Origin of the sequence: Paenibacillus sp. 1_12, assembly GCF_900114475.1 — a bacterium.
In the GTDB taxonomy this organism is placed as follows: Bacteria; Bacillota; Bacilli; order Paenibacillales; family NBRC-103111; genus Paenibacillus_S.
The window spans coordinates 79,032-91,857 of record NZ_FOTE01000010.1; the positions used below are offsets into that span (position 1 = coordinate 79,032).

Below are 12,826 nucleotides of genomic sequence, written 5' to 3' on the forward strand. Positions count from 1 at the left end.
GTTGGCCTCTCTCCTTATTTGTATTGCTTCCTTACTTGTCTATTTGTCTTCCAATGGATAAAAAATTACATCCACGGGAAACGCAGATCCGGCAGCTGGTGTGAATTCAATATCCAACGCCGGCTCTGTTCCGTCAGTTCGTGCCAGTATGGTATAACCTTGATAATCCATCATGATGCCAGATGGCGGTGCTTGAACGATACTACCGTTGATCTCGAAAGGACCTCTAAACACGCCCCCACGGGGTAAAAGCAGCAGCGCCATTTTGGGTGGATGATCCATATGAATTTTATAAACGACACCATAGTTGCCCAAATTCAATGAATGCTCCTTCACATATGCATCCAGTCCTGTAACAAACTGATCGGACGTACCGTCTCCAATAGCCAGAGATGATGGCTTCTTTAATCCGGTCAAATCGACATCCCAGGAAACATCAGAGCCTTCAAAGGTTCCGCGGACATTGCCTGTATAATCGAGTTGCTTGTACATACCGACAGATTCAATCCCAGCGCCTGCATCCATGGCAACAAATGAGAAATAAACTTCTCCATCGGTTTCTACATCATACATCACATTCATCCCTTGGTCGGGATAAAATTCCGGCATTTTTTTGTAATATATCGTTTGATAAGGCGCGACTGTAATCGATTCTGGTGAGCTGTCGCTTTGCAAAAATTCGATCGATGCCTCGTTTCCAATCAAATTGGCATAAATTGAGGGATGAACCTCACCATGACGCGTAGTCTTGATCGTTACGGACTTATCGGGGCTTGGATTACGGACGATGATCGCGAACTGCACCTTTTCCTTCATGCCATTCACATGATCCGCATACAGCCTTGCCTTGCCATTCACTTTTTCCTGATATAAAAACCCTTTTTCTGTAAAGGTTTCCGGACTATCACTTACGATCAAAGGACGATCTTTTTCAAGCTTCACAATGTTAGGAAGCTGCGGGATTCCACGTAGATAGGAGCGAAGCGTCTTTTCTTCTTCTTTAACATATGTCCCTACAGGCTCATGGTACACTTTGTATTCAAATTCATCCAGATAAAGCTCATTGACAATTTCCACATTATAAGAGAATGGTTCACTGACGGTACCCCTGCTGTCCGTTACGGAGAGTGACACCTTGAACAGACCCGGTTGAAAAATCGCTTCGGCCTTCCCTATCCAATCCACGCTTTTGATGGCATCCCCATCTGGGTCAAAGCTTGTATTTGTATATATAATCGGCTCACCCAAACGATAGGACTTCTTGTTTACCGAGAATCTGGCTATCGGTTTCGTATTCGGCATTGTATCATTGAACAAGCTTCCAGCTTCAGCCCGTTTAATATACAGCAGCTCCAATCTCTGTAGTTGTTCATTAACAGACGCTTTGAAGCCGATATAACGATTTAGCCAGCTTAATTCAACGTACAACCGATCATTCAGCACAATAGCCGATTGCTCAAAGTCTTCTGTTTTTCCATTGACACGAAGCTGTTTGGCAGCAAGCTGAAGCTGAATAAATGCTGCAGGTGTTGTCACCTGCACACTTCCAGAAGAAGCATCCCACTCAACGGGAATACCAAGCAAAGACGGAAGACTCGCCGCAGGCAAATAGGTACGATTTTTCATTCGAACAACAGGCGCTTCCATCACAAATTTTGTACCATTGAGGAAAGCCTCGTTTTTGCCATAGTACAGCAGCAGGGACACACTTTCTGGCGCTGATGCGTCAGCTGCAGAAGCAGTCTGAACCACAGAATCCGGCAACAAACAGTTAATGACTATGATCAGTGTGCCCATCACGGCGAACCACTTTTTTAATAGGGATGATTTCACTTGACGAACTCCTTTATGATGAAATACTACTGCTTATCGGGAAGCGGATATAGAATGAGATCTAGAGGCAATTGATTGCTTTCCGCGGTCATTAATTCAATTTCAATCTTCTTTTCTGAGCCTGATGTGCGGTGCAGCAGTATGGCTTCGTTGGAGGTTAATCCAGCTCCTGGCATCGAGATGACATTGCCATTAACACGAATTGCGCCTTCAAAAAAACCACCACGTGGATATAAGGCAACCGCCATTTTCCCGTTCAATTCCAAATTAATCCGGTAACGAGCACCTGCATTACTCACGCTGCTGACTGGTTGTACAGGCTCGACTCCCATATCCCGAATGACTTCCTTAAGTGTCGGTTCAACAGAACCGTCCCCTATTCCCAACGAAATTGGCGCCTTTAACGATCTCGCATCTACCTGCCAGCTAACATCTGAAACAGGAAATACGGAACGCCGCAATTCCTTGGATTGTAAGTTACGGTAGTCACCAAGCTGATAAGGCTGTTCACCTGGCGCGACCATTACATAAGATACATCGACAGCACCATCTGATTTAATATCGTAAATCCCTTGAAAGCCTTGCCCTAAGCCAAGCTCTGGACTTACTTTGTAAAAAACAGCTGCCCCGGGATTAATTGTCAAACTGTCCGAATCCAACTGATTTGCCAAAAAATTTTCAACCGTCTTACTTCCAAGAATTGAAGTGTAAACAGACGCTTGGGATTCAGCGGCAGTGGTTGTACTCACTAACACCGGACGTGTATCACTTTGATTACGAATCATAACCGCAAGCTGAGCATTGCTATTCATCCCATTTATGTATTGAGTGTATAATCGAGCTTGTCCGTTAATTTTTTCCTGAAATAAAAATCCTTTTTCCATAATAGGCTTCTTGCTGCTGCCTAGGAGTAAACGCCGATTCTCAGGCTGTGCTATCGATACAGACAATGTGGGGTCTACCAATGATTGCTTAGTGATGGAGGCCACTGCCTCTTTGGATAATAAGCTGCCGAGCGGTTTAAAATAGAACGGATACGCTTGCTCACTAATATAAGGAATATCGAGAATTTGTATGGATTGTGAGAATGGCTCACTTTCGTTGCCTTTACCATCCTTAACCGTTAGCGTGACCGTGTAAGTGCCAGGCTTAAAAAAGACGTCCTGTTTCCCCTTCCAATCGTAGCCAGGCAAACCCTCCGAATCCGGGTCATAGCTCAAGTCCGTATAGGTAATAGGCTCGCCTAATCGATACGTTGCTTTTCCAAAAGCAAACTTGGCAATAGGTCGCGAATTTTGCTGTGTGTCGTCTTTGCGAAGCGTCGATTCTTTATAAGCAGATGCGGGTTCTCCATAATCCGCTAGTTCAGCACTTTGTGAGGCAAAATCAAAGCGATAAGTCATATTCGTATAAGTAGCAAGCCAGGTCAGATTTACAAGCATTCTTCCATTGCGAATCTCGGCGACCGAGTTGAAAGGAATGGGTTTGCCATTAACTTGGATCTGATTAAGGGACGGATTGAATTGAATAAATGCCTTTGAAGTTAACATTTGTGCAGTCTGTGTATGCTCGTCCCAAATAAGCTGCATCCTAAGTGCGTCTGCAACCCATTTAATGGGTAAATAAAATTGTCCGTTTATCATTGCGGGCGGCTCATCCAGGGTAACTCTTTGGGTATTCATGAACGCTTCGGATTTTCCTGCAAAAAGTTGAAGTTGGGTCGAGGAAACAGAAACAGCAGCGACCGGGGATATATTAGTCAATCCCACTGTAAGGACAGTACTGAGCAGTAATGTTGCTTTTGCGGCAGCAACCATTCGAAACATGTGCGGTAACTCCTTTTTTCTGAATATTTTGTTTACTAACTTATGTAACAAAGCAATTTATTGAAAATTTCGAACTATGATCTCCTATGCATAGTACCATGTTCGAATCATGATCGTCTACTTGAAACGACAAAAAACGCTGTGTTGAAATCGTGAACAACTTTTATGTAATCGTTTTATTTTAGAAAATCAACACTCCATTCGCACGTTACTACAATTAGATTTCAAAGCTGATTTTCCGCTTTTTCCCTCGAAAATAAATGACTTTTATTTGCTGAAGCCCTTGCTTAACATTACATGGTATGTTATATTTAAATCAAGCAAAATCAAGGCTTTCTAACAAATCCAGCACTCTATTTGTCGCTATGAATTTATATGATCAAACTGAAATCCAGCTTCATAAATCAGGTTATGAGGAGCGATGAACAATGACTTATGGACAACAAAACAATGGACAAGAACAGACGATTTCTGTAGAGCTTACTTTAAACGAAGCACTTGCGTTGACAGGTGTTCGCTTTCGTGAAAATCATCAATTTGAAATTGAGGGTATGCACAAAATTAAGAAGTCTTTAGAAAATCATTTAATCACTGAACCGAACCGCAAAGAAGTTCAATAATACACTTCTTTTCATTTGAAAGACCTCCCAAGCTCACAACATTGAGCCGTGGAGGTCTTTTTGTTTATAATGAACATAAATGAACGGCAAAGGAGCGGAATTCAATGAAGCTAAAAATAAATACAACAATTGATACTCATAAAGAACCACTCATTCAAGTCGCCCGATTTATTGGAGAACACCCTGAGCTTGGGCACGAAGAATGGCTTGCATCAGCCCGATTGATGGATGAGCTTAAACAACAGGGCTTTGATATCCAAAATCCTGTTCTCGATTTGCCTACTGCTTTCATTGCCACATATCAATCCGGTATTCCCGGTCCTACCGTTGCCTTCTTATGCGAGTACGATGCACTGCCAGAGCTTGGTCATGCATGCGGGCACCATCTTATCTCTACGATGGGTCTTGGAGCGGCAATCGGTCTTAAATCGGTTCTTGATACAATCGGTGGAACGATACGTGTGTACGGAACGCCTGCTGAGGAAACAAAGGGTGCCAAGGTTCCTATGGCTGCTGCAGGATTGTTCGATGATGTTGATTTTGCTCTGATGGCCCACCCATTCCATACCTATGAAAAATCAGGAGTATCACTAGCCATGGACGCGCTGCAATTTGAATTTGTTGGCAAACCAGCCCATGCTGCGGCGAGTCCGCACGAGGGAATTAATGCACTTGATGCTGTGCTGCTGCTGTTTCAATCGATCAATGCATCAAGACAGCAAATGCAAAGTCACGCCCGTGTTCACGGGATTATCAGTGATGGCGGGAAGGCGCCTAATATCATACCGGAGACAGCCGCTGCTCAATTTTATATAAGAAGCTCCAATCGCCCTTACACCGATCAATTGGTTGAAAAAATTAAACGCTGCGCTGAAGGTGCTGCATTGCAAACTGGCTGTGCACTAAAAGTGTCGAATTATGAGTACTCTTATGATGAAATGAATACGAACGAGGCACTATCCGATTTGTTCACTGCTAATTTGGTGGACTTGGGGATCAGTGAATCGGATATTCACAGCGGCAAGGATCACGGCTCTATCGATTTAGGCAACGTATCCAGGCATTGTCCGGCTATTCATCCCTTTATTAAAGTAACCAATGGCGGTGAGCTTCTGCACACCGAGGAATTTCGTGATCAAGCCATGACGAGTCAGGCGTTCGATGGCATGCTGCTTGGCGCAAAGGCGCTGGCTAATACTGCTTACGATGTAATGATCGATCCTATAGTACTTCAGGAGATCAGAAACGAATTTCATAAACATGTGCAAGCGTTCCAATCCTGATGCAAGCGATCTTGTGATATTGGAATTGGGATTGCTGAAGAATTATGCATACCGCAACTGCTAGTCTTCTACCTTGGTAGGACGTAGAGTGGTTAATAATTGACAAATACTCACCATCTTATATAGTATTTTTGACACCCAACACCGTTGTTACTAATGCACTAAAAGTACTTGAGAAAGGACGAAGCTATCTTATATCGGGGAGCCAAAATTAGTGGGTAGCTCAGGTTTCAAGATTGTCCTCTCGTTATGTTGAACGTAAGCTCCAATCACGTAATGAAATAGATCAAGAACTTCCTCCTGTTTAAACGCTATATTTCTTTGTCTGTAACTATTTAGGAATTGTGTACTTGACGACTCCATCGAGCCAGCGTATACTTCGTTTCATAAAGTATCGACGATGATGAAGGGTAAGTAACCGTTGGAGTTGGGTTTCAGAGAGATGGTGTTTGGTGTGAACCATCCCCGGCCGACGCGCGAATGGACTTCGGAGTTGCTTGGCTGAACGTTTCCAAATGTAGGCTAAGCCGGGATTCTCTCTCCGTTACCATGAGAGCTGTATCGATAGCGTTCCTGAGGAGCCTGTCCGTACTTGAGAGTGCATCTTCCGTATCGAAGATGAATAAAGGTGGTACCACGATAACTTCGTCCTTTGCGATGAGGTTTTTTTGCGTTTCATAAAGGGGGTGATGGCCATGGAGGATGGCTGGTGTTGGCGTATCTCAGAGCAGACAGAAACAAGCGTAATCTTACTCGAAACCACATTCATGCTTGTGAAGCTAGCTTTGCTTCGCAAAGCTCAGTTGATGCTTACGAAGCTAGCTTTGCTTCGCAAAGCTCAGTTGATGCTTACGAAGCTAGCTTTGCTTCGCAAAGCTCTTAGGAGGAAATTCAATGCAAGAGAGAATTTTAACAGGAGATCGTATTACCGGCAAGCTTCACCTTGGTCATTACGTCGGAAGCTTGAAAAATCGTGTCGAATTGCAAAACAGCTATGAGTGCTTCGTCTTGTTGGCTGATGTACAGGCACTGACGACACACTTCAATCATCCTGCTATCGTACGCGATAATCTGCGAAATGTAGCCATGGACTATTTAGCAGCTGGTATTGATCCCAACCGCTCTACCCTATTTATTCAATCGATGATCCCGGAAATTGCGGAGCTGACTGTTTATTTTTCGATGTTCGTCACAGTTAATTCACTGCGCCATAATCCGACGATTAAGTCGGAGGCTGCTGAACGCGGCTATACGCAGTTGAATTATGGCTTTCTGGGCTATCCCGTTAGTCAAGCTGCAGACATAGCAATTTGCCGCGCAACGCTCATACCTGTGGGCGAGGATCAGGTTCCCCATATTGAACAAACAAGGAAAATTATACGCCGTTTTCACGACCTTTACCGACCTGTATTCCCTGAGCCTCAAGCCTTAATCGGCGCAATCCCACGCTTATCCGGCCTCGATGGCGGCCGTAAGATGGGTAAAAGCTCCGGCAATGCCATATCCCTGGATTCAAGTCCACAGCAAGTCAATGAGCTCATACAGAAAGCTACAACCGATCCCGAGAGGATTCACAAAAGTGATCCGGGACATCCCGATATATGCCCCATCTATAGTTATCATAAAGCCTTTAATGCTCCGCAGGCTGAGGACATTTACAGGAATTGCTCTCAAGGAACTATCGGTTGCTCCGAATGCAAGGCCAGGATCGCAGGACAAATTAACAAGCTGCTTGAACCAATGAATGAGCGGCGCGAAACGATAAGCAAGTACCCTAAGCAAATCGACGAAATTCTGATAAGCGGCACTGAACGTGCAAGAGTATTAGCCCGCGAAACGATGCAGGAAGTACGCGAAGCGATGGGAATCGCCTATTTTGGACCGAATACCTTTCAATAAAAAAAGCAAACTGAAAAAAGCGGTCATCATTGGTCTCGATGGCCGCTTATCCTCTTATTTGGGGTAGTGACTTCGTTTGCTGTATTAGCTGTACATAAACACAGGTTTGGGAAGATGTACAAAATCGTACAACTGCTTGGTTAATCCACCCTTGCCAAATCGAAGGGTACTGCTCCGATCTCTCCCATGCTTCTGTTGAATATCCTTCAGAAAATGGATGGTTTGACTGCGTCTCGATGTAATATCCCGATAACCGATACTATAAAACCACTGATCAATAGTATTGTAAATCCCACGATTGAGACCATAAGTTTGAAAGCAATAGTTGACAAACTGAATGTCCGGTAAATGAATAGCCTCTGACTCACTAACTTCTATTTCTGAATTGTCTTGGACAATCACATCATTCATAGTCACTCACCTCCTAATCTAATAAATAGAGACTTCACTCCGCAAAAAATGCAGCTTGAAGCCTCCCGATGTCAGGTAGACAAGACCTACTAGGTTATAGGAATTTCATTAACCGTTTCTACAACGTCCGTTCTTTCTTTACGCCATACCGTCTCAGAAATGAACGATTGTACGACACTCTGAAGTCTCTCTTCAATTTCTTGAACAAAAGTGAAGCTGCCATCCTCGGCACGAATAACCTGGGAATCCAGAATAAATGCACCTGATAAAATATGATGCGCACCAAGTGCTGAAATTACGGGTTTGAACGCATGATCGATTGCAAGCAGGTGAGCTATTGTACCGCCTATAGCCAATGGAAGTACAACCTTGCCATCCAGACCTTTTTGCGGTATGAGGTCCAGAAAGCTTTTTAATACACCTGTATAAGATGCTTTATAGATCGGCGAAGCCACGACGACTGCATCTGCTTCGGCTACGATCCGATTGGCATTCGTAATTGCTGGGCTATCAAATCGGGTATAAAATAAATCCTCAGGAGGCAGGTCGCGTACATTCACCCACTGCACCTCTAAACCTTTTTCGAGAATTGCCTTGCTGACAAGCTGCAGAACCCCGTCCAAGCGGGAAGTTGCAGAAGGGCTTCCTGATATAATTGCTATACGTGCCATTAAGATCACTCCTTTTATTGCTCGATTTCTCGATTACTTTACTAAGTTGTATGATTTCATAATTCATTTCATGAATAATTACTGTTGTTAATTGACGGATGCTATTATCTATAATTACTATTAACTGTTTTTGCGAATCTGCTGTCTGTTCACTCCGGTATGATCACGATCGCGAGCTCCGGCCTCAGCTTCAAAGCGTTTGCGTTCGGTTCTTTCAATCTGTACAATTCGACCATCATGAATCACAATTTGCACGGTACCATATTCCAAACCATTCACGGAGTTAAGTATCCTTTGTGTCCATATGTCATCCACTTCTAACGGCTTTGCCATATCATAACCTCCACTCATATTAATAACATGTGCATAGTCGGAATTGAAGCGCACCTATTAAATTGTCCAATCATGCCAATCACTTTTTTGTTTTTCAATCGAGGTTAACCAATTTTGGGTCGTTGCTAAGAGCTGGGTATAGGATTGGTTCGACGAATACGTGTGATCCGCTTGAAAAATCACTTCTTTATCGCATTGTCCTTGAGATCTCATCCAGAATAGCTTTTGGTATAAGAAGCAATAATCAACCGGAATCGTTTCATCGTTGGTTCCATGCACCAGCAATACATCTCCATTAAATTTCCTCGATTGTTCAAAGGGCTGATGTTTCGTTAACGATTCAAAAAATTGCGGCTCAAACGAGTAACCCAAATAATCAGCAGTTCCGAATTGTACCGCATCCTCATACACCTTTTTACCTGTGATTTTTATAATATCACTAAAAGGATAAGCAACCGCCGACCACAATACAAGTGACTTGATTCTCTTATCTCTCGCAGCAGTTAACACGGCAATGGCTCCTCCCAAGCTGTGTCCAAGCAAAATGACACGTGTTGGATCTACGCAGCCGATTTGTAAGGCATAGTCAACGACATGTCGTGTTTGTGCAATCATGGCGTCGACATCACTAGAACCATAATTACCCGTACTTTCGCCGCAGCCTGCATAATCGAAGCGCAGTACCATAAATCCTTGTTTACTGAATTCCCGAGCGGCCTTTAAAAATAATCGATCCACCCCAATTCGATTACCAATAAATCCGTGTGCAATAATAATAATCGGGTTTTTATCTCCTGTTGATGGGGGGTAGTGCAGCGTAGCTGCTAATTCTACTTGGTCACTGCTTATCCGAATGTGATGTTCCATGTCTGCTCTTCCTTTCTGTGTTAAGCTCCAGAGGTTTGTTAAACAATGCTTGTGCAGCTTTTTGTATTAGTATTCCACTCACTGCTCATTTACCAAACCTCAGAGCCCGATTTATTTTAGATATGAACTGGCATCGGATCCGTTTTAAGTGCATTTTCTACCGTCAGATGCTCTTGCTCATGAAATAAATAAACTCGATGAATTAACACATGCACAGGATCAGATGGCTTCAGTGTTTCCAGCTCCAAAGAGCGATAAGCAAATAAAATTTGACCGTTAACCTCTACTTCAACTTGCCAGTTTGTACCACGGAAATATATATTTTTGACGATTCCGGTTTCTGCTGCTGATGGAACAGTAATTTCATTTAAAAAGCCAATTTCAACAAATTCCGGTCGAATCGTAGCTCTTGCATCGCTGACTGCTACGTTGTAGAAACCTTTAAATCGGTAAATATCGCTAACCTGATTCGACTCACCGATGAATCCAGCGACAAATGGAGTTTGCGGATGCTGATAAATGTCAATCGGAGATCCCTTTTGCTCCAATCTGCCTTGATTAATAATCATAATCTGATCGGCAACCTCAACTGCCTCTTCCTGATCATGTGTAACAAAAATCGTAGTAATACCCAAGCGGTTAATCATGCTTTTCAGCCATGTCCGTAATTCTTTACGAACTTTGGCATCAATAGCGGCAAATGGCTCATCCAGCAGCAGCAATTGCGGTTCCGGTGCGATAGCTCTAGCAAAAGCTACACGTTGACGCTGACCTCCAGATAATTGATGAGGCAGCCGTTTTTCAAGACCCTTCAGGCCTGTTAGCTCAACCAGCTCTGTGACGCGTTCCTTGATTTGCTGCTTGCTGCGCTTTTGAACCGTTAAACCAAAAGCTATATTGTCATACACGCTCATATGCCGGAACAAAGCATAGTTTTGAAAAACAAGGCCAATCCCGCGCTGCTGAGGAGGAATGTCGTTGACTTTTTTGCCATGAAACCATATTTCACCAGAATCTGGATCTTCCAGTCCAGCCAACATACGAAGAACGGTAGTTTTGCCGCCTCCACTCGGTCCCAGCAAACCAATCAACTTGCCTTTTTCAATCTCAAAACTGACATCCTTGGTAGCCTGAAAGCTGCCAAAGCTTTTCATCAAGTGTTTGGCTACAATATGCATGCTCTCTACTCCCCTTCTATGTGCTGAGTCCCATCAAATTTCCATTCAATGATGCTTTTTACCGCCAAGGTTACGACCGCCAATAATAATAGCAATGAGGCCATCGCGAAGGCTCCTGCAGAATTATATTCGTTATACAGAATTTGAATGTGAAGCGGCATGGTATTCGTAGATCCCCGGATATGACCGGACACGACCGAAACCGCACCGAATTCCCCCATCGCCCTCGCATTACACAAAATAATTCCGTACAGCAATCCCCATTTGATGTTAGGCAATGTTACCTTCCAAAAAATGCGCCAGCCTTTCGCTCCAAGCGTAACGGCCGCTTCTTCCTCTTGTACTCCCTGAGCCTGCATAATCGGAAGCAGCTCCCTAGCGATAAAAGGAAATGTGACAAATACGGTAGCCAGAACTATACCCGGTAGAGCAAAGAGGATCTTAATATCATGATCATCCAGCCACGGACCAAACCAGCCTTTGGCACCAAATAATAATACAAATATAAGTCCCGAAATTACTGGAGATACGGCAAAAGGTAAGTCGATTAGCGTAATTAGCAGGTTTTTACCTTTAAAATTAAACTTGGTAATTGCCCATGCTGCTGACAGGCCGAACAGTAAATTTAAAGGTACAGCAACTGCAGCTGTCATTAAAGTCAAACGAATTGCCGAAGCCGCATCCGGGTCCGTCAACGCCTTGAAATACACTTCAGCACCTTTACGAAACGCTTCAACGAATACCGAAACGAGCGGCAGTACAAGTAAAAGTCCCAAGAACAGCAAAGCAACACTAATTAAAACCCATTTTACGACCGCCGGTTCTGTAATATGTTTGGGTCTACCCAACGTACTCGAACCTGCTTTTGCGGTTGCCACATATCCGGCCATGGTGTTTCCTCCTGCTTCTAAGTTACATTAAAGCGGTTAGCCCGCCATTGGATGAAGTTAATGACAAGCAGTAAAAAGAACGAAATAACAAGCATCACCAGGGCAATGGCTGTAGCACCCGCATAATCATATTGCTCAAGCTTAGTCATGATCAAGAGCGGGGCAATCTCTGTTTTCATCGGCATGTTACCTGAGATAAAAACGACTGAGCCATATTCACCGACTGCGCGGGCAAACGCTAATGTAAATCCGGTTAATGCAGCTGGCAGCAGTTCTGGAAAGATCACCCTAGTAAAGGTTTTCCATCGATGAGCGCCTAAGCTGACCGCTGCTTCCTCGGTTTCCTTTTGTAATTCAACAATGACTGGCTGCAAGGTTCTGACAACAAACGGAATGCCGATAAAAGTTAGGGCGATCATAATACCTATGGGTGTATAGGCTACCTTAAATCCTAATGGTTCCAAAATACTGCCAATCCAGCCGTTCTTGGAATAAATCGTCGTCAGGGCAATCCCGGCTACTGCCGTGGGCAGAGCAAACGGTAGATCCACTAGAGCATCAACAAATCGTTTTCCCGGAAAAGAATATCTGACCAGCACCCATGCTACAATAAACCCGAAAATCGTATTAATAATTGCAGCCCCGAAGGAAGCCCCAAAGCTGATCTTGTAAGAAGCGATCACTCTGGCATCACTAATGGTTTGCCAAAACTGTATCCAGGTCAGACCTGAGGTTTTGATAAAAATCGCAGATAAAGGGAATAATACGATTAAGCTTAGGTACAACACGGTAAATCCCATTGATAGCCCGAAACCGGGTAATACACTTCGTTCTTTCCATTTACTTGCCATGGATTCCTCTCCTCTGACTCAAGAGTTTTGCTTTTGCAAAACTTTCTTCGTAAGCATAAGCTTAGTTTTCCTTGGAAAACTCACATCGTAAGCATCATCTTCGTTTTGCTGTTGCAAAACTTTCTTCGTAAGCCTAAGCTTAGTTTTCCTTGGAAAACTCACAT

General features: G+C 43.7%; 12 protein-coding genes and 1 other annotated feature. Of the genes, 3 read left to right on the top strand and 9 right to left on the bottom strand.

Features of this window, described 5'->3' with window-relative positions; all coding sequences use genetic code 11:
• Positions 1-39 precede the first annotated feature (39 nt).
• Together BM210_RS21340 and BM210_RS21345 are read right to left on the bottom strand one after the other, a co-directional pair.
• Positions 40-1,833, bottom strand: a complete 1,794-nt coding sequence (locus BM210_RS21340) for a copper amine oxidase N-terminal domain-containing protein (protein WP_143101076.1) — start codon at positions 1,831-1,833, stop codon at positions 40-42.
• A gap of 26 nt (positions 1,834-1,859) precedes the next feature.
• Entirely contained in the window at positions 1,860-3,659 is a 1,800-nt protein-coding gene (locus BM210_RS21345) for a stalk domain-containing protein (RefSeq protein WP_091173232.1), read from the bottom strand.
• Between the two features lie 428 nt (positions 3,660-4,087).
• On the opposite strand from BM210_RS21345, the gene BM210_RS21350 reads away from it, so the two are divergent.
• From BM210_RS21350 to trpS, 3 genes are all read left to right on the top strand, one after another.
• Positions 4,088-4,279 carry a hypothetical protein gene (locus BM210_RS21350; RefSeq protein WP_091173235.1) on the top strand — a complete coding sequence of 64 codons (192 nt, stop codon included), beginning with the start codon at positions 4,088-4,090 and terminating at the stop codon, positions 4,277-4,279.
• A 104-nt stretch (positions 4,280-4,383) separates the two neighbouring features.
• Positions 4,384-5,562 carry a M20 family metallopeptidase gene (locus tag BM210_RS21355; protein ID WP_091173237.1) on the top strand — a complete coding sequence of 393 codons (1,179 nt, stop codon included), beginning with the start codon at positions 4,384-4,386 and terminating at the stop codon, positions 5,560-5,562.
• A gap of 391 nt (positions 5,563-5,953) precedes the next feature.
• Positions 5,954-6,218: a binding site (T-box leader), on the top strand.
• A gap of 238 nt (positions 6,219-6,456) precedes the next feature.
• The gene (gene trpS / locus BM210_RS21360; RefSeq protein ID WP_091173239.1) at positions 6,457-7,461 is read left to right on the top strand and encodes a tryptophan--tRNA ligase; all 1,005 of its coding nucleotides are present in this window, start codon (positions 6,457-6,459) and stop codon (positions 7,459-7,461) included.
• 84 nt (positions 7,462-7,545) lie between these two features.
• Here the strand turns inward: trpS and BM210_RS21365 are convergent, their stop codons facing one another.
• The 7 genes from BM210_RS21365 to cysT form a co-directional block, all read right to left on the bottom strand.
• Positions 7,546-7,872 (bottom strand): hypothetical protein, encoded by a 327-nt coding sequence (locus tag BM210_RS21365; RefSeq protein ID WP_091173241.1) that lies wholly within the window; start codon positions 7,870-7,872, stop codon positions 7,546-7,548.
• Between the two features lie 89 nt (positions 7,873-7,961).
• Positions 7,962-8,543, bottom strand: a complete 582-nt coding sequence (gene ssuE, locus BM210_RS21370; RefSeq protein ID WP_091173244.1) for an NADPH-dependent FMN reductase — start codon at positions 8,541-8,543, stop codon at positions 7,962-7,964.
• 120 nt (positions 8,544-8,663) lie between these two features.
• Entirely contained in the window at positions 8,664-8,876 is a 213-nt protein-coding gene (locus BM210_RS21375) for a YezD family protein (protein WP_091173247.1), read from the bottom strand.
• Between the two features lie 57 nt (positions 8,877-8,933).
• Complete coding sequence (locus BM210_RS21380) at positions 8,934-9,743, bottom strand: alpha/beta hydrolase family protein (protein ID WP_091173249.1); 810 nt, start codon at positions 9,741-9,743, stop codon at positions 8,934-8,936.
• Between the two features lie 116 nt (positions 9,744-9,859).
• On the bottom strand, positions 9,860-10,921 hold the full coding sequence (locus BM210_RS21385) for a sulfate/molybdate ABC transporter ATP-binding protein (protein ID WP_091173251.1): 1,062 nt from the start codon (positions 10,919-10,921) through the stop codon (positions 9,860-9,862).
• A 5-nt stretch (positions 10,922-10,926) separates the two neighbouring features.
• Positions 10,927-11,811: a sulfate ABC transporter permease subunit CysW gene (cysW, locus tag BM210_RS21390; protein WP_091173253.1), complete on the bottom strand. Its 885-nt coding sequence runs from the start codon at positions 11,809-11,811 to the stop codon at positions 10,927-10,929.
• A gap of 17 nt (positions 11,812-11,828) precedes the next feature.
• Positions 11,829-12,662 (bottom strand): sulfate ABC transporter permease subunit CysT, encoded by an 834-nt coding sequence (gene cysT, locus BM210_RS21395; protein WP_091173254.1) that lies wholly within the window; start codon positions 12,660-12,662, stop codon positions 11,829-11,831.
• Positions 12,663-12,826: the final 164 nt, after the last annotated feature.